Here is a 17060-nt window from a genome sequence, read left to right on the forward strand (position 1 = left end):
ACAAATGCGGTTTCGCGGGCTCGCGCGCGGCATGATGCGCCTGTGTCCGCCACCGACACCCTCGACGCGCTCGTCCCGGCCCGGGCCGTGTTCCACCCCGTGGTCGACCTCGGCACGGGCGCCGTCGTCGCCGTCGAGGCGCACGCCGCCCCGGCCGGTTCGGCCGAGGGGCCCGGCCCGTCCGGCGGCCCGGCGCGGCCCGACCCGGCGTCCGGGGACGTGCGGCGCGCGGTCGAGGCGGCGCGCGCGGCCGCCGAGCTGCGCACGCCGCTGCCGCTTCAGATCGGGCTGCGCGCCGAGACCCTCGCGAGCGGCGGGCACCTGCTGGACGGCCTGCACCGCGGCCTCGGCGAGACCGGACGGCGCCCCCAAGAGATCATCCTGTGCGTCGGCGGGGGCTTCCCGCCCGCGCGGCGCCCGGCCCTCGCCGCCGCGCTGTCGGCGCTGCGGCGCGCCGGGTACCTCGTCGGGCTCTCCGGCCTCGGCTCCGCGCACACCCCGCTCGACCTGCTGGTCGACGGCGCCTCCTACCTGCTCAAACTCGATCCCGGGCTCGCCCGGTCGGCGGCCGCCGACCCGCGCCGCGCGGCGCTCGTCGCGAGCCTCGTCGAGCTGGCGCACCGGCTGGAGACGCACGTCCTCGCTCCGGGCATGACGACGCGCGACCAGGTGCTGCACCTGCGCGAGGCCGGCGTCCGGCTCGTCCAGGGCCCGGCCCTCGCGCCGCCGGACTGGCGGCCCGGCATGCCGGTGCACATCCCGGTCACGGGCGAGCGCGAACCGCCCGCCCGTCCCGGCGCCGGGCTCGGGCCGCGGGTGTCGGAGTTCACCCTCCCCGCGGTGACGCTGCCGCGGACGGCGACGGCCGGCGAGGTGCTCACCGTGCTCAACGCCGAGACCGGCGCCACCAGCGTCGTCCTGGTGGACGAGCGGCAGCGCCCGAGCTTCACCGTGGACCGGACGCGCTTCCTGCTCCAGCTGTCGGGCGCGTACGGGCACGCCCTGCACGCGCGACGGCCCGCCGCGCGGCTCGCCGACCCGCCGAGGCCGGTCCCGCGCACCGTCCCGGCGATCGCCGCGCTGCGGGCCGCGGGCGCCGAGGACGAGCGCGTCTACGACGACCTGGTGGTGGTGGACGAGGTCGGCCGCTGCCTCGGCATCGTCCGGGTGGCCGACCTCATCCGGGCCATGTCGCGCTGAGATCGCCGCTGCGGGCCTGGCCCGTCCCGGATGATCCCTATTGTGGATCAAGGCCGGGGAAGCCCGTGACGGCCGCCTCCTGCGCGAGGATGGCCGCCTGGACGCGGCTGCCGAGCCCGAGCTTGCCGAGGATGCGGCTCACGTGCGTCTTGGTGGTCGTCTCGGCCATCGCGAGGCGGGCCGCTATCTGCCCGTTGGACAGCCCCTCCCCCAGGCAGGCGAACACCTCGCGCTCGCGCGGGGTCAGCTCCGCCAGCCCCGGCACCTCCGCAGGGGCGGCCGGCCGGGCCGCGAAGGCGCCGATCAGCCGCCGGGTGACCCTGGGGGCGATGACTCCCTCGCCCGCCGCGACCGTCCGCACGGCCCGCACCAGCTCGTCGGCGTCGACGTCCTTGAGCAGGAACCCGGCGGCGCCCGCCCGCAGCGCCCCGAACACGTACTCGTCCATGTCGAACGTCGTCAGCACCAGGACGTCGGTGAACCCGGCGATCCGCCGGGTGGCGGCGATGCCGTCCAGGCCGGGCATGCGGACGTCCATGAGCACCACGTCGGGCCGCAGCTCGCCGGCCAGCTCCACCGCCCGGGCCCCGTCGGCGGCCTCCCCGACCACCCGGACGTCCGGCGCGGCGCCGAGGATCAGCACCAGCCCCGCCCGCACCGCCGCCTGGTCGTCGGCGACCAGCACGTCGATCACGCCACCCGGTCCGGCGCTCACGCCGCGCCGCCCAGCGAGCCGACCGGCAGCTCGGCGTGCACCCGCCACCGGCCGGCGTCCGGCCCGGCGTCGAACGTCCCGGCGAGCATCGCGGCGCGCTCGCGCATCCCGACCAGGCCGCTGCCGGTGCCGGGCAGCCGGGAGCCGTCCCGGCCGAGCGGGCTCAGCACGTCGATCACCACGTGCCCGCCCGCGTACTCCACCCGCACGTCGGCGCACCCGGACCCGGCGTGCTTCAGCGCGTTCGTCAGCGCCTCCTGGACGATCCGGTAGGCGGCCAGCTCGACCGCCGCCGGCAGCTCGGGCCGCTCCCCGGCGACCTCCAGCCGCGCCGACAGGTCGGGGCGCCCCGTGCGCCGGACGAGCCGGTCCAGCTCCGCCAGCCGCGGCCGGGCCGCCGGGTCCGCGCCGTCGCCCTCCCGCAGCAGCCCGATCATCCGCCGCATCTCGGCGAGCCCCTGGACGCTGTTCTCCCGGATGACCTCCATCGCCCGGTCCACCCCCTCCCGGTCCAGGCCCCGCACCTTCAGGACGGCGGAGGAGTGCAGCGCGACCGCGCTCAGGTGGTTGGCGATCACGTCGTGCAGCTCGCGGGCCATCCGGGCGCGCTCGGCGGTCACCGCGGCCCGCCGGTCCATCTCGGCCAGCCGCGCGACCTGCTCGGCGCGCTCCCGCTCCGCCTCGGCGCGGGACCGGTGCTCCCGGACGGCCATCGCGGTCAGCACCGGCGTCACCCACACCACCCCGGCGACCGACGCGCCGAGCACGCCGGCGGCGACGCCGCGCAGCGCCACCGCCGCCGCGACCGCCACCGCCGCGCTCCCCGCGAGCGTCGCCCCGAGCAGCCACTCCGCCGTCCGGCGCCGCCCGTACAGGCTCGCCGCGTACAGCGCGTCCCCGTAGATCATCGCGGTGGCGAGGCTCGGCCCGAACGCGACGTCGGCCACGTTGAACGGCGTCGCCAGCAGCAGCCCGGTGAGTGGCGCCGTCCGCCTCAGCGGCATCGCCGCGCACAGCCCGAGCAGCGGGACGAGGCGCACCGGGAACGGCGGGTTCCAGCCGTCGGACCAGACGGTGTGCCCGCGCGCCGCGAGCACCGCCAGACCGCCGGCGAGCGCGGCGACGGCGATCAGCGCGTCCTGGCGCGTGGTGAGACGTCGGAGCCTGTGCACGGGTCCATCTCAGCATCCCGCCCGCGATGCCTCGTCCGCCCCGGTGAGGAGCCCGCGTACATCCTTCGGACGACCCGCGGAACCTCACCGCAGACGACGATCCGCCCCGTTCCGGGGCCGACGATGGGATCCCGGCCGTCGAGAGGGGATGCCACGTGCTGCTTGCGGTGATCGCCGGATGCGAGATCGGCTTCTGGGTCCTGCTGGCCGCGGGCCTCCTCGCCCGCTACCCGCTGCGCCTGCGCCGCACCGGCGCGGCGCTCCTGCTGTGCGTCCCGCTGGTCGACCTGGTCCTGCTGGCCGCGACGGCGGTCGACCTGCGCGGCGGCGCGACCGCCGGCACGGCCCACGGGCTGGCGGCGGCCTACCTCGGCTACTCGGTCGCCTTCGGCCACAGCATGACGCGCTGGGCGGACGAACGCTTCGCCCACCGCTTCGCCGGCGGCCCGCCGCCCACCCGCGCTCCGAAGTACGGAGCGGCGCGCGTCCGCCACGAGTGGCGCGAGTTCGGCAAGGCCGCCCTCGCCACGGCCATCGCCTGCGCCCTGCTCCTGGCGATGATCGCCCTGGTCGGCGACGCCGACCGCACGCGGGCCCTCGACGCCTGGCTGGGGCGCCTCGGATTCGTCCTGGCGATCTGGTTCCTGTGGCCGGTCACGACCACCCTCTGGCCGCCCAAACCGCGGGACGGCGCCGCCCACGACTCCGCCGGGCGGGCCCGGCCGGAGTGACGACCGCCCGTCCTGGAAGCGGCCGACGGCGGCCACGTTCGCGGCCTCGCTTGCCCGAGCGCACGGGCGCGGTGTCCCATGGCGGTGATCGAGCGGAAAGGGGCCGGGATGGACCCACTGGTGCTGGCCGCGGCGACCGCCGTGGTCGGGGCGATGGCGACGGACGGGTGGCAGCAGGGCCGGGCCGCGGTGGTCGCGCTGTGGCGCCGGGCCAGGCCCGCCGACGCGCCGGCCGTCGAGGGCGAGCTGGAGGCCGTGCGCGAGGAGGTCCTCGCGGCGCGTGAGTCCGGCGACCGGGCGGCCGAGGACGGCCTGGTGGCCGACTGGGAGCGCCGGCTGCGCAGGCTGCTGGCCGCCGACCCGCGGATCGGCGCCGAACTGCGGCGGCTCGTGGACGAGGAGCTCGGCCCCCTGCTGCCCGAGGACGAGCGCGACCGGGCCCGGACGATCACCCAGAACGCGACCGCGTCCGGGAACGGCCGGATCTACCAGGCGGGCCGCGACCTGCACAACCGGTCCTGACCGGTGGCCGCGCCGGCCACGCACGCGTGAGGCCGCGCCCGGGCGGGGCGCGGCCTCACGGCATGGTGCGGGTCAGCCTCACGGCGTGGTGCGGGTCAGACGTTGAAGCCGAGGGCGCGGAGCTGGTCGCGGCCCTCGTCGGTGATCTTGTCGGGACCCCACGGCGGCAGCCAGACCCAGTTGATCTTGACGTCCTTGGCGAGGCCCTCCAGCGCGCTGTGCGCCTGGTCCTCGATCACGTCGGTGAGCGGGCAGGCCGCGCTGGTGAGCGTCATGTCCAGGGTGGCGACCTCGTCCGTCAGGTCGACGCCGTACACCAGGCCGAGATCGACGACGTTGATGCCGAGCTCGGGGTCGACGACGTCCTTGAGGGCCTCCAGGATCTCCGCCTCCTCCTCGGAGGGGGCGGCGGTCGCGGGCGCCTCGGCGTCGGGCGTCTCCTGGGCGGGCGTTTCGGTCGCGGGCGTGTCGGTCATGGTGCCTCTCCGAGTGCGCGGGCGGTCGCGTCCTTCCACGCCATCCAGGCGAGCAGGGCGCATTTGATCCGGGCGGGGTACTTCGAGACCCCGGCGAAGGCGACGGCGTCCTCCAGGACGTCCTCGTCGGGCGCGACGTCCTGGCCGCGGGACTGCATCAGCGCCAGGAACTCCTCGCCGACCGCCATCCCCTCCTTGACGGACTTGCCGATCAGCAGGTCGGACATCACCGAGGCGCTGGCCTGGCTGATCGAGCAGCCCATGGCGTCATAGGACACGTCGGCGACCGTGGCGTCCTGGCCCTCGCCCTCCAGGTGGACGCGCAGCGTCACCTCGTCGCCGCACGTGGGGTTGACGTGGTGCGCCTCCCCCTCGTACGGCTCCCGCAGCCCCTTGTGCAGGGGGTTGCGGTAGTGGTCCAGGATGACCTCCTGGTACATCGCCTCCAGCTGCATGGCGTCCCTTCCAAACCTTTCTCGCTACAACCTGGGCGCGGCACGTCGTGTTCCTCAGGCGGTGCCGAAGAACTTCTGCGCCTGCCTCACCCCGTCGGCGAGCGCGTCCACGTCGCCGAGGGTGTTGTAGAGGTAGAACGTCGCGCGGGTGGTCGCCGGGATGCCGAAGCGGCGGCAGATCGGCCACGCGCAGTGGTGGCCTACGCGGACCTCGACGCCCAGCTCGTCCAGGACCTGCCCGACGTCGTGCGGGTGGATGCCGTCGACGGTGAACGACACGGCGCCGCCGCGGGCCTCGGTGGTGCCGGGGCCGATGACGCGGACGCCGGGGATCTCGCCGAGCCGCTCCAGCGAGTAGCCGACCAGGGCCTCCTCGTGGGCCTGCACGCGGTCCATGCCGATCTCGGCGAGGTAGTCGCAGGCCACGCCCAGCCCGACCGCCTGCGCGGTCATCGGGACGCCCGCCTCGAACCGCTGCGGCGGCGGCATGAACGTGGTCTCCTCCATGCGGACGACCTCGATCATGGAGCCGCCGGTGATGAACGGCGGCATGGCCTCCAGCAGTTCACCGCGCCCCCACAGCACGCCGATGCCGGTCGGGCCGAGCATCTTGTGGCCGGAGAACACCAGGAAGTCGGCGCCGAGCCGGGCCACGTCCACGGGCTGGTGCGGCACCGACTGCGCGGCGTCCAGCAGGACGAGCGCTCCGACGGCGTGGGCACGCTCCACGATCCGTTCGACGGGCGGGACGGTGCCGAGCACGTTCGACTGGTGCGTCAGCGCGACGATCTTCGTGCGCTCGTTGACGATGCCGTCGAGGTCGTCCAGGTCGAGGCGGCCCTCGTCGGTGATGCCGAACCAGCGCAGGGTGGCGCCCGTCCGCCGGCAGAGCTGCTGCCACGGGACGAGGTTGGCGTGGTGCTCCATCTCCGACACCACGATCTCGTCGCCGGGCCCGACGGCGAACCGCTCGGCCTCGGGGCCGGCGGTGGCCGCGTTGCTCATCGCGTAGGCGACCAGGTTGATGCCCTCGGTGGCGTTCTTCGTGAACACGATCTCGCCGGGCGTCGCGCCGACGAACCGGGCGATGGAGGCGCGGGCGTTCTCGTAGGCCTCCGTCGCCTCCTCGGCGAGCAGGTGCGCCCCGCGGTGCGGCGCCGCGTTGTGCCGCTCGTAGAACTCCCGCTCGGCGTCCAGCACCCGGACGGGCTTCTGCGAGGTCGCCCCCGAGTCGAGGTACACCAGCGGGCGCCCGCCGCGGACCGTGCGCCGCAGCAGCGGGAAGTCCTTCTTCAGCTCCTCGGGCAGAAGGCTCCCTGATCCGCTCATAGGGAAGCGCCCGCCTTCACGTACTTCTCGTAGCCCTCGTTCTCCAGCTCGTCGGCCAGCTCGGGCCCGCCCTCGGCCACGACGCGGCCGCCGGCGAACACGTGCACGAAGTCGGGCTTCACGTAGCGCAGGATGCGCGTGTAGTGGGTGATGAGCAGGACGCCGGTGTCACCGGAGGCGAACCGGTTGACGCCCTCGGAGACGACCTTGAGCGCGTCGACGTCGAGACCGGAGTCGGTCTCGTCCAGCACGGCGACCTTCGGCTTCAGCATCTCCAGCTGCAGGATCTCGTGCCGCTTCTTCTCACCGCCGGAGAAGCCCTCGTTCAGGCTGCGCTGCGCGAACGCCGGGTCGATGGACAGGGCGTCCATCGCGGCCTTCATCTCCTTGGAGAACTCGCGCAGCTTCGGGGCCTCGCCGCGCACGGCGGTCACGGCCGAGCGCAGGAAGTTGGACACCGAGACGCCGGGCACCTCGACCGGGTACTGCATCGCCAGGAACAGCCCGGCGCGGGCGCGCTCGTCGACCGTCATGGCCAGGACGTCCTCGCCGTCCAGCGTGACGGAGCCGGACGTCACCGCGTACTTCGGGTGGCCGGCGACCGCGTAGGCGAGGGTGGACTTGCCGGAGCCGTTCGGCCCCATGATCGCGTGGGTCTCGCCGGCCTTCACGGTCAGGTCGACCCCGCGCAGGATCTCCTTCGCTCCGTCGGAGCCGTCGCCGACGGAGACGTGGAGGTCGCGGATCTCAAGCGTGGCCATTGCGTGTAGTCCTTCGTCGTGCGGTCAGTCGTCGCCGGCGAGCGAGACGTAGACCTCGCCGTCCTCGACCCTGACCTTGTAGGTGGCGACCGGCTGCGTGGCCGGCGGGTTGGTGGGCTTGCCGCTGCGCAGGTCGAAGCAGGACCCGTGCAGCCAGCACTCGATGGTGCCGTTGTAGACCTCGCCCTCGGAGAGCGAGACCTCGGCGTGCGAGCAGATGTCGTTCAGCGCGAACACGTCGCCGCCGCTCCGCGCGATGACGACGGGCGTGTCGTCGACCTCGACGCCGAGCGCCCCGTCGGCGGGGACCTCGTCCAGGGCGCAGACCTTCACGTAGGTCACGTGGCCGCTCCCTGGTCCAGTTCCGCCTCGATCGCCTCGCGCACCTTCTCGCGCACCTCGGCGACCTCGATGCGCTCGATGAGCTGGCCGAGGAAGCCCCGGACCACCATGCGGCGCGCCTGGTCGAAGGTGATGCCGCGCGCCTGGAGGTAGAACAGGTGCTCGTCGTCGAGCCGCCCGGACGCCGAGGCGTGCCCGGCGCCGGCGACCTCGCCGGTGAGGATCTCCAGGTTCGGCACCGAGTCGACCCGCGTCCCGTCGGTGAGCACGAGGTTGCGGTTCAGCTCGTAGGTGTCGGTGCCCTCGGCCTCCGCACGGATGATCACGTCGCCGATCCAGACGGCGTGCGCGTCCCGGTCCTGCAGGGCGCCGCGGTAGTCGACGCGGCTGCGGCAGTGCGGGACGGCGTGGTCGACCAGGAGGCGGTGCTCCAGGTGCTGGCCGCCGTCGACGAAGTACACCCCGTACAGCTCGGCGTCGCCGCCGGGCCCCTCGTAGGCGACGGACGGGGAGATCCGCACGACGTCGCCGCCGAGCGAGACGTTGTGCGAGACGAACCGGGCGTCGCGGCCGAGCCGGGCGTGCTGGTGGGAGACGTGGACGCCGTCGTCCGCCCAGTCCTGCAGGCTGATCACCGAGAGGCGGGCGCCGTCGCCGACGACGAACTCGACGTTGTCGGCGTAGGTCGCCGACCCGTGGTGCGCCAGCACGACGGTGGCCTCGGCGAAGGGCTCCAGGACGACGGTGGTGTGCCCGTAGGCGGCGGCCGAGGCGTCCTCGCCGCGCAGCCGCAGCACCGTCGGCGCCGAGGCGGCGGTCTCCTTCGGGACGGTCACGACCGTGGCCTGGGTGAAGGAGGTCCACGCCTGGGCGCTGACCCGGTCGGCGGGGACGTAGGCCCTGCCGAGGCGCTCGTCGTCGCGGCCGACGGTCTCGACGGTCACCTCGGGCGCCGCCTCGACCTCCAGCAGGACCTTGCCGCCGTCCTCCGCCGTGCCGTTGTGCAGGCCGCGCAGGCGCCGCAGCGGGGTGAACCGCCACTCCTCCTCGCGGCCCGTGGGCACGTCGAAGTCGGCGACCTCGTAGGACGCCTTCTCGTGCAGCGTCGAGAGAGGCTTCTGCTCCAGCCCCATCAGCCGACGGCTCCTTCCATCTGCAGCTCGATGAGCCGGTTCAGCTCCAGGGCGTACTCCATCGGCAGCTCGCGCGCGATCGGCTCGACGAACCCGCGCACGATCATCGCCATCGCCTCGTCCTCGGTGAGGCCGCGGCTCATCAGGTAGAACAGCTGCTGCTCGGACACCTTGGAGACGGTGGCCTCGTGGCCCATCTCCACGTCGTCCTCGCGGACGTCGACGTAGGGGTAGGTGTCGGAGCGGCTGATCTGGTCGACCAGCAGCGCGTCGCACTTGACCGTGGACTTGCTGTGCTCGGCCCCCTCCTGGATCTGCACCAGGCCGCGGTAGGACGTGCGGCCTCCGCCGCGCGCCACCGACTTGGAGATGATGCTGCTGGAGGTGTTCGGCGCGGCGTGCACCATCTTCGCGCCGGCGTCCTGGTGCTGGTCCTCGCCCGCGAACGCGATCGACAGGGTCTCGCCCTTGGCGTGCTCGCCGAGCAGGTAGATCGCCGGGTACTTCATGGTGACCTTGGAGCCGATGTTGCCGTCGACCCACTCCATGGTGGCGCCCTCGTAGGCGACGGCGCGCTTGGTCACCAGGTTGTAGACGTTGTTGGACCAGTTCTGGATCGTCGTGTAGCGGACGCGGGCGTCCTTCTTCACGACGATCTCCACGACGGCCGAGTGCAGCGAGTCGGACTTGTAGATCGGGGCGGTGCAGCCCTCGACGTAGTGGACGTAGGAGCCCTCGTCGGCGATGATCAGCGTCCGCTCGAACTGGCCCATGTTCTCGGTGTTGATCCGGAAGTAGGCCTGGAGCGGGATCTCCACGTGCACGCCCGGCGGGACGTAGATGAACGAGCCGCCCGACCACACGGCGGTGTTGAGCGCGGCGAACTTGTTGTCGCCGACCGGGATCACCGAGCCGAAGTACTCCTGGAAGATCTCCGGGTGCTCGCGCAGGCCGGTGTCGGTGTCAACGAAGATGACGCCCTTCTCCTCAAGGTCCTCGCGGATCTTGTGGTAGACGACCTCCGACTCGTACTGGGCGGCGACGCCGGCGATGAGGCGCTGCTTCTCCGCCTCGGGGATGCCGAGCTTGTCGTAGGTGTTCTTGATGTCCTCGGGGAGTTCCTCCCAGGACGTGGCCTGCTGCTCCGTGGAGCGCACGAAGTACTTGATGTTCTCGAAGTCGATGCCCGTCAGGTCCGAGCCCCAGGTGGGCATCGGCTTCTTGCTGAACAGCCGCAGCCCCTTGAGGCGCAGGTCGAGCATCCACTCGGGCTCGTTCTTCTTGCCCGAGATGTCGCGGACGACGTCCTCGTTCAGGCCTCGGCGCGCCGAGGCGCCGGCCGCGTCCGAGTCGGCCCAGCCGAACTTGTACCTGTCGAGCCCTTCGAGCTCCGGGTGGGCTGCCGTAGTCATAGGGAGGTCCCTCCGGACTCCTCGTCACTGGTCAGATGCGTTCCGGCGGACGCCCCCGCGTCCGCCGTGTCCCCGCCAGGGGCGGCGTGCGCGGCGCGGGCGCCGCCCTCGCCGGTGTCGCCGGCCCCGCACAGCGAGCGGGAGCTGACGTGGGTGGTGCAGATGCCGTCGCCGTGCGCGATCGTGGCGAGCCGCTGAACGGGAGTGCCCAGCAGGCGGCTGAACGCCTCGGTCTCGGCCTCGCACAGCTGGGGGAACTCCGCCGCGACGTGCGCGACAGGGCAGTGGTGCTGGCACAGCTGCTCGCCGCCGCCCGGCTGGGGCGCCTTGGCGGCGGCGGCCGCGTAGCCGTCCCCCGACAGGGCCTCGGCGAGCGTGCGGACCCGCTGGTGGGGCGGTGCGTCCTGCACGACGGGCCGGTACCGGCGCTCCAGGTCGGCGATCTGCCGCCGGGCGAACTCGGCGACCGCGTGGTCGCCGGCCGTCTCGGCGAGGAACCGCAGGGCGCTGGTCGCCAGATCGTCGTAGGCGTGCACGAAGGCGCTGCGCCCGGCGTCGGTGATGGCGAACCACTTGGCGGGACGGCCCCGGCCGCGCCGGGACTGCGGCACCCGCGCCTTGCGGACCTCGATCATGCCCTCGGCCAGCAGCGCGTCCAGGTGCCGCCGGATCGCGGCCGGCGTGAGGCCGACGCGCTCCCCGAGCGTGGACGCGGTGACGGGGCCGTGCTCGAGGATCAGCCTGGCCACCCGGGCGCGGGTGTCGCGCTCGGGCTGGCCGGACGGCACGCCGACGGGGCGCACGGTGGCGCCCCCGGTGCTCGTCTGATCCTCGCCCACGTTTTTCACAACATCAGTGTGCCGTAATTACTTCCCGCGAAACACCGGTTCGCCGATGTCGTAGCTCACGCAGGTAAGCCTTACCTAAGCTGGGCTTCCTCGCCGGCGGGGGACTCGCCCTGCCCCGCACCGGTCCCGCGCGGAAGCACCAGCACCGGACACGGCGCGGCCCGGACGATCTTGCCGGACCCCTCCCCGAGGAACACCTTGCGCAGCGGCCCGTGACGGCCGGGCAGGCAGGCGACGATCTCGCCCGGCAGCATATCGACGGCGTCCAGGGTCCCCGCGACCCCGGTCCCGACCTCCGCGAGCCGCTCCACCGGCATCCCGTCCCCCAGGCGCGCCCCGAGCAGGCCCGCGGCGTCCCGCAGGTCCTCGTCGGCCTGGGCGACCTGGCGTTCCAGCGCGCCGGCGACCCCGCCGAGCCTGGCCGCGAGGGCCGCCGGGCGCACCACCAGCGTCAGCAGCCGCATCGGCAGGCCCAGCGTCTGCGCGAGCGCGGCGGCGGCCAGCAGCGGACCCTCGACGTCGCGGCGCGGCCAGAACGCCACCGTCATCCGCTCCAGCCGCCGCGCCGACCGGTCGGGCCCCAGCATCCGGTGGTGGTGCAGCGACTCCTCGGCGTACCCGCGCGGCGCCAGCATGACCGGCACGGGCGAGTCGTGCAGGAGCTGGTCGGCGGTGCTGCCGATGGCGATCCGGCCGCGGCGGCCTCCCGGCGCCGAGCCGATGACGACGAGGTCGGCGCCCACCTCCCGCGCGGCCTCGATGAGGCCGCGCCCGCTGCCCCGGTGGGCGCGCACCCGCAGGTCCAGCTCCGAGCGCGGCACCTGGAGCTCGCCGAGCCGCGCGGCGGCCCCGGCCAGTGCCTCCTCCGCCTGCCCCCTGAGGTAGGCGACCCATTCGGCGTCCACCGAGGCGGGGCTGCGCGCGGGCCAGGCGGGCGGATGGACGTTGACGACCGTCAGCGGCGCGAGCCGGCTCGACCGGTCCGCCGACCGGATCAGCGCGGCCAGGGCCAGGGCGTCGTCGCCGCGCTCGTCGGGCGAGTACCCGACGACCACGCGCAGCCCGTTCGGTCCCCCGCCCCCCGGCTCGCCGCCGCGCGGTTCGGTGCCGTTCGCTTCGGTGCCGTTCGGTTCACTCATGCGGGCTCCCTCCGATGGGCCCTGCGTTGCGGGCGGCCAGGCGCGAATGGCGGCGGCCGTAAAGGAAGTAGGCGGCCAGGCCCACGGCGGTCCAGATCGCGAAGACGGTCCAGGTGACACCGCCGAGACCGACCATCAGGTACACGCACAGTGCGATGCCGAGCAGCGGCGTCACCGGGTACAGCGGCGCGCGGAAGCTGCGCGGAAGCTCCGGCCGGGTGCGGCGCAGGATGATCACGCCGACGCTGACCAGGGCGAACGCGAACAGCGTCCCGATGCTGGTGGCGTCGACCAGCCGGCCGAGCGGGATCACCGCGGCGAGGAGCGCGATGAACGCCGCCACGATGACGGTGTTGGCGACCGGCACGCGGCGCCGCGGGCTCACCTTCTGGAAGACGTGCGGGACGAGCCCGTCCCTCGACATCGCGAACAGGATGCGGGTCTGCCCGTACATGACGGTGAGCACGACGCTGGCGATGGCGATCACGGCGCCCAGCGACAGGACCACCGACGGCCACGCCCGCCCGCTCACCGAGTCCAGCACCTGCGCCAGGGAGGCCTCGGAGCCGCTGAGCGAGAACCGCGTCCAGTGCATGGCGCCGACCGCGGCGAGCCCGACCAGGACGTAGAGGGCGGTCACGATGGCCAGCGAGAAGATGATCGCCAGGGGCAGGTCCCGGCGCGGGTTCCGGGCCTCCTCGCCGGCGGTGGAGGCGGCGTCGAAGCCGATGTAGGAGAAGAACACCTTGGAGCCCGCCGCACTGATGCCCGCCCACCCCATCGGCGCGAACGGGGCCATGTTCCCCGCCCGGAACGCCGTGAAGGCGATCGCGCAGAAGAACAGCAGCACTCCGATCTTGAGGAACACCATGACCGTGTTCGCGGCGGCGCTCTCGGACGTGCCGCGCAGCAGCAGCACCGTGGCGAACAGCACCACGATCACCGCGGGGACGTTGACCAGGCCGCCCTCCCCCGGCGGGTTGCTGACCTGCGCCGGGATCGTGAAGCCCGCCGCGCCGTCGAGGAAGGCGTTGAGGTAGGAGCCCCAGCCGACCGCCACGGCCGACACCGACACGGCGTACTCCAGCAGCAGGCACCAGCCGCAGACCCACGCGACCAGCTCGCCCAGCGTCGCGTAGGCGTAGGAGTAGGACGAGCCCGACACGGGGATGGTGCCGGCCAGCTCGGCGTACGACAGCGCCGAGAACAGGGCGGTGACGGCGGCGAGGACGAACGACAGCACCACGGCGGGCCCCGCCAGCGGGACCGCCTCGCCGAGGACGACGAAGATGCCGGTGCCGAGGGTCGCGCCGACGCTGAACAGGGTGAGCTGGAGCAGGCTCATCGTGCGCCTCAGCTCGCCGCCCTCGCCGTGCCCGCCCTCGGCGACGATGAGGTCGACGGGCTTGGTCCGCAGCAGGCTGCGCGCGAAGCCCTCCGGCGCGCTCCCCGCGGTCACAGGGTGCTCGCCAGCGGCCAGGTGGCGTTCGGGGTGACGATCGTCCCCGCGGTCCCCTCCAGGATGCGCTCGCACTGGTCGAGCATCCCGATCGCGGCCATGTCGCCCGTCCGCTCGACGAAGCCCACCGCCGCCTCGACCTTCGGGCCCATCGACCCGGCGGGGAACTCCTCGCCGCGCAGCTCGTACGGCGTCGTGTGGGTGATCTCCTCCTGCCGCGGCGTGCCGAAGCCGCGCATCACGCGGGGCACGTCGGTGAGGATGAGCAGCGCGTCGGCGTCCATGCTCTCGGCGAGGACGGCCGCGGTGAGGTCCTTGTCGACCACCGCCTCGACGCCCTCCAGCCGCCCCACGTCGTTGCGGAAGACCGGGACTCCTCCGCCGCCCGCGCACACCACCACCGTGCCGAGCCGGACCAGCTCCCTGATCAGCCGCGTCTCGATCACCCGCTGCGGCCGCGGGGACGGCACCACGCGGCGCCAGCGGTCGCCGTCGGGCCGGACGGTCCAGCCGTACTCGGCGGCGAGCTTCTCCGCCTCCTCCCGCTCGTAGACCTGGCCGACGAACTTGGTGGGCTTCTGGAACGCCGGGTCCACCGCCGACACCAGCGTCTGGTTGATCATCGCCATCACCTGGCGGCCGGGCAGCGCGTTCTGCAGCGCCTGGAGCATCCAGTAGCCGATCATGCCCTGGGTCTCGGCGCCGATCGTGTCCAGCGGGTAGGGCCGGGTCAGGTTCGGGTCGTTGACGCTCTCCAGCGCCAGCACCCCGACCTGCGGGCCGTTCCCGTGCGTGATGATCAGCTCGTGCCGCTCGGCGAGCGGCGCCAGCGACCGCACGGCCCGGTCGACGTTTGCGCGCTGGAGCTCGGCGTCGGGCGTCTGCCCCCGCTTGACCAGCGCGTTCCCTCCGAGCGCGACGACCACGCGCATGCGTTCTCCCCCTCCCCGGCGGCCCCCGCTCAGCCGAGCGTCGCCACCATGACCGCCTTGATCGTGTGCATCCGGTTCTCGGCCTCGTCGAAGACGATCGACGCCTCGGACTCGAACACCTCGTCGGTGACCTCCAGAGCGTCCAGGCCGGTCCTGCGGTAGATCTCCTCCCCCACGGCCGTCCCCCGGTCGTGGAACGCCGGCAGGCAGTGCATGAACCTGGCGGCCGGGTTGCCCGTCGCCCGCATGACCTCGGCGTTGACCTGGTAGGGCCGGAGCAGCGCGATCCGCTCGTCCCACACCTCGGCCGGCTCGCCCATCGACACCCACACGTCGGTGATGACGAAGTCGGCGCCGCGCACGCCGTCCGCGACGTCCTCGGTGACGGTGACGCTCGCGCCCGTCCCGGCCGCGACCGCGCGGGACGGCCCGAGGACCGTCTCCTCGTCGGGCCAGAGGCCGCGCGGGGCGACGATGCGGACGTCCATCCCGAGCAGCGCCCCGGCCGCCACGTAGGAATGCCCCATGTTGTTGCGCGCGTCGCCCAGGTAGGCGTACGTGACCTCACGCAGCGGCCTGCCGCCGTGCTCGCGCATGGTGAGCATGTCGGCGAGCATCTGCGTCGGGTGCCACTCGTCGGTCAGGCCGTTCCACACGGGGACGCCCGCGTGCTCGGCCAGTTCCTCGATGCGCCTCTGGCTGGACCCCCGGTACTCGATGCCGTCGTACATCCGCCCGAGGACGCGCGCCGTGTCCTTCATCGACTCCTTGTGGCCGATCTGCGTCCCGGTTGGGTCGAGGTAGGTGACGTGGGCGCCCTGATCGTGCGCGGCGACCTCGAACGCGCAGCGGGTGCGGGTGGAGGTCTTCTCGAAGATGAGCGCGATGTTCCTGCCCGTCAGCGCCTGCGTCTCCGTCCCGCCGCGCTTGGCGGCCTTCAGGTCGGCCGCCAGGTCGAGGAGGTACCCGAACTCGCCGGGCGTGAGGTCGAGCTCCTTCAGGAGGCTGCGCCCGCGCAGGCCGGCCGCCATCAGGCGTCCCGGACGAGCGGGCAGCTCATGCAGCGCGGGCCGCCGCGGCCCCGGCCGAGCTCGCTGCCGCGGATCGTGATCACCTCGACGCCGGCGCGGTCCAGGTGGTGGTTGCTCGTGGCGTTGCGCTCGTAGGCGATGACCACGCCGGGCGAGACGGCCAGCACGTTCGCGCCGTCGTCCCACTGCTCGCGCTCCGCGGCGAACACGTCCTGGGTGGGGGTGAGGACCCTGATGTCGTCCAGCCCGAGCGCCGCGGCGACCGCCCGGTGCATGTCCTCCGCCGGATGGTCGGTGATCTTGAGCTCCTTCTCGGTGTCGCCGGGCTCCACGGTGTGGGACGGCAGCATGCCCATCCCCGCGTACTTGGTGAACACCCCGTGGTCGACCATCGTCATGACCGTGTCCAGGTGCATGAACGCCCGCTTGCGCGGCATCCGCAGGGCGACGATCCGGTCGCAGGAGCCCGCGGCGAACAGCGACTGCGCCAGCATCTCCACGGCCTGCGGCTGCGTGCGCTCGCTCATCCCGACCAGCACGGCGCCGTTCCCGAGGATCAGCACGTCGCCGCCCTCCAGCGTCGCCGGCGCCATCGCGGTGCCGCGGTTCCACACGTGGTACCCGCCCTCGGAGGGCCGGTCGTAGCCGGTCGCGAACAGCGGGTGCCAGCGGTACACCGCCTCCATGTTCACCGTCTCGCGCATCCGGGCCTTCATGCGCATCGTGTTGATCGACACGCCGTCGTAGATCCAGCAGGACGTGTCGCGGGTGAACAGGTGGTTGGGCAGCGGCGGCAGGACGAACCCGTCCATCCCGATGGAGTGGAACGCGATGGACGCCGGCTCGGGCATCCGCTCCAGCATCTCCCGCTTGGTGATGCCGCCGATCAGGAACGCGGCCAGCTCCGCCACGTCCATGGCGTCGAAGCAGTTGCGGATCGCGTCGGTGGCCAGCGGGCCGAACCAGTGCGGGTCGACCACCCTGTCGAGGATGTGCCGCCGCGCCTCGGGGATGCTCACGGTCTCGCCCAGCAGGTCGATCAGCAGGTGCGTCCGCACGCCCTGGGCGCGCAGCACGTCCTCGAACTCCTCGTGCTCCTCCACCGCCCGCCTGACCCACAGCACGTCGTCGAACAGCAGCCCGGCGGCGTTGGAGGGGGTGAGCCGCTTCAGCGACAGCTCGGGCCGGTGCAGCAGCACCTCCCGGAGCCGGCCGACCTCCGAATCGACGCGGAACGCCATCCCCACCTCCCCGGAGCCCGGCCACGGCGCCGCGGCTCCCCCAGATCGCGGATTCCCCCGGGCGCGGCGGCGAAACTAGATCGACTTCCACCGGAGGGCTCGACCGCGGCCTCGCGCGGAGACCGCCGGGACCGGGCGCGGAGCTGTCCTGCCCCGGACCTA

General features: G+C 73.4%; 18 protein-coding genes. 3 read left to right on the forward strand and 15 right to left on the reverse strand.

All coding sequences use genetic code 11. The annotated features are described in order from the left end of the window. Positions 1-42: 42 nt before the first annotated feature. Positions 43-1200 (forward strand): EAL domain-containing protein, encoded by a 1158-nt coding sequence (locus AB0C84_RS36355; RefSeq protein WP_361075120.1) that lies wholly within the window; start codon positions 43-45, stop codon positions 1198-1200. A gap of 37 nt (positions 1201-1237) precedes the next feature. On the opposite strand, the gene AB0C84_RS36360 is transcribed toward AB0C84_RS36355, so the two are convergent. Together AB0C84_RS36360 and AB0C84_RS36365 are read right to left on the reverse strand one after the other, a co-directional pair. Next, positions 1238-1894, reverse strand: a complete 657-nt coding sequence (locus AB0C84_RS36360) for a response regulator transcription factor (RefSeq protein WP_361075166.1) — start codon at positions 1892-1894, stop codon at positions 1238-1240. Positions 1895-1911: 17 nt separating this feature from the next. Continuing rightward, positions 1912-3087, reverse strand: a complete 1176-nt coding sequence (locus AB0C84_RS36365; protein ID WP_361075122.1) for a histidine kinase — start codon at positions 3085-3087, stop codon at positions 1912-1914. A 155-nt stretch (positions 3088-3242) separates the two neighbouring features. On the opposite strand from AB0C84_RS36365, the gene AB0C84_RS36370 reads away from it, so the two are divergent. After that, positions 3243-3818, forward strand: a complete 576-nt coding sequence (locus AB0C84_RS36370) for a hypothetical protein (protein ID WP_361075124.1) — start codon at positions 3243-3245, stop codon at positions 3816-3818. 108 nt (positions 3819-3926) lie between these two features. Beyond that, positions 3927-4340, forward strand: a complete 414-nt coding sequence (locus AB0C84_RS36375; protein WP_338743471.1) for a hypothetical protein — start codon at positions 3927-3929, stop codon at positions 4338-4340. Positions 4341-4435: 95 nt separating this feature from the next. Here AB0C84_RS36375 and AB0C84_RS36380 read toward each other — a convergent pair whose 3' ends face one another. The 13 genes from AB0C84_RS36380 to AB0C84_RS36440 form a co-directional block, all read right to left on the reverse strand. Further along, the gene (locus AB0C84_RS36380) at positions 4436-4816 is read right to left on the reverse strand and encodes a metal-sulfur cluster assembly factor (RefSeq protein ID WP_361075126.1); all 381 of its coding nucleotides are present in this window, start codon (positions 4814-4816) and stop codon (positions 4436-4438) included. After that, positions 4813-5271: a Fe-S cluster assembly sulfur transfer protein SufU gene (gene sufU / locus AB0C84_RS36385; protein ID WP_179841801.1), complete on the reverse strand. Its 459-nt coding sequence runs from the start codon at positions 5269-5271 to the stop codon at positions 4813-4815. The genes AB0C84_RS36380 and sufU overlap by 4 nt, the downstream gene beginning before the upstream one ends. A 54-nt stretch (positions 5272-5325) precedes the next feature. Continuing rightward, entirely contained in the window at positions 5326-6600 is a 1275-nt protein-coding gene (locus AB0C84_RS36390) for a cysteine desulfurase (RefSeq protein WP_179841802.1), read from the reverse strand. Further along, a complete protein-coding gene (gene sufC, locus AB0C84_RS36395) occupies positions 6597-7361 on the reverse strand; it encodes a Fe-S cluster assembly ATPase SufC (protein ID WP_361075128.1) in 765 nt (254 codons plus the stop codon). Before sufC ends, AB0C84_RS36390 begins: the two co-directional genes overlap by 4 nt. Positions 7362-7385: 24 nt before the next feature. Then, the gene (locus AB0C84_RS36400) at positions 7386-7703 is read right to left on the reverse strand and encodes a non-heme iron oxygenase ferredoxin subunit (RefSeq protein ID WP_179841804.1); all 318 of its coding nucleotides are present in this window, start codon (positions 7701-7703) and stop codon (positions 7386-7388) included. Beyond that, complete coding sequence (gene sufD / locus AB0C84_RS36405; protein WP_361075130.1) at positions 7700-8836, reverse strand: Fe-S cluster assembly protein SufD; 1137 nt, start codon at positions 8834-8836, stop codon at positions 7700-7702. The genes AB0C84_RS36400 and sufD overlap by 4 nt, the downstream gene beginning before the upstream one ends. Beyond that, a complete protein-coding gene (gene sufB / locus AB0C84_RS36410; RefSeq protein WP_179841806.1) occupies positions 8836-10248 on the reverse strand; it encodes a Fe-S cluster assembly protein SufB in 1413 nt (470 codons plus the stop codon). The genes sufD and sufB overlap by 1 nt, the downstream gene beginning before the upstream one ends. Further along, positions 10245-11051: a metalloregulator ArsR/SmtB family transcription factor gene (locus tag AB0C84_RS36415; RefSeq protein ID WP_361075168.1), complete on the reverse strand. Its 807-nt coding sequence runs from the start codon at positions 11049-11051 to the stop codon at positions 10245-10247. Before AB0C84_RS36415 ends, sufB begins: the two co-directional genes overlap by 4 nt. A gap of 116 nt (positions 11052-11167) precedes the next feature. Then, positions 11168-12235, reverse strand: a complete 1068-nt coding sequence (locus AB0C84_RS36420) for a universal stress protein (protein WP_361075132.1) — start codon at positions 12233-12235, stop codon at positions 11168-11170. After that, complete coding sequence (locus tag AB0C84_RS36425; RefSeq protein WP_361075134.1) at positions 12228-13694, reverse strand: amino acid permease; 1467 nt, start codon at positions 13692-13694, stop codon at positions 12228-12230. Before AB0C84_RS36425 ends, AB0C84_RS36420 begins: the two co-directional genes overlap by 8 nt. After that, positions 13691-14626, reverse strand: a complete 936-nt coding sequence (gene arcC, locus AB0C84_RS36430; RefSeq protein WP_361075136.1) for a carbamate kinase — start codon at positions 14624-14626, stop codon at positions 13691-13693. Before arcC ends, AB0C84_RS36425 begins: the two co-directional genes overlap by 4 nt. Before the next feature lie 29 nt (positions 14627-14655). Beyond that, the gene (argF, locus tag AB0C84_RS36435; RefSeq protein ID WP_361075138.1) at positions 14656-15657 is read right to left on the reverse strand and encodes an ornithine carbamoyltransferase; all 1002 of its coding nucleotides are present in this window, start codon (positions 15655-15657) and stop codon (positions 14656-14658) included. Then, positions 15657-16898, reverse strand: coding sequence for an arginine deiminase (locus tag AB0C84_RS36440; protein ID WP_361075140.1), 1242 nt, complete (start codon positions 16896-16898; stop codon positions 15657-15659). The genes argF and AB0C84_RS36440 overlap by 1 nt, the downstream gene beginning before the upstream one ends. Positions 16899-17060: the final 162 nt, after the last annotated feature.

Source organism: Actinomadura sp. NPDC048955, assembly GCF_040649435.1.
GTDB classification, from domain to species: domain Bacteria; phylum Actinomycetota; class Actinomycetes; order Streptosporangiales; family Streptosporangiaceae; genus Spirillospora; species Spirillospora luteofluorescens.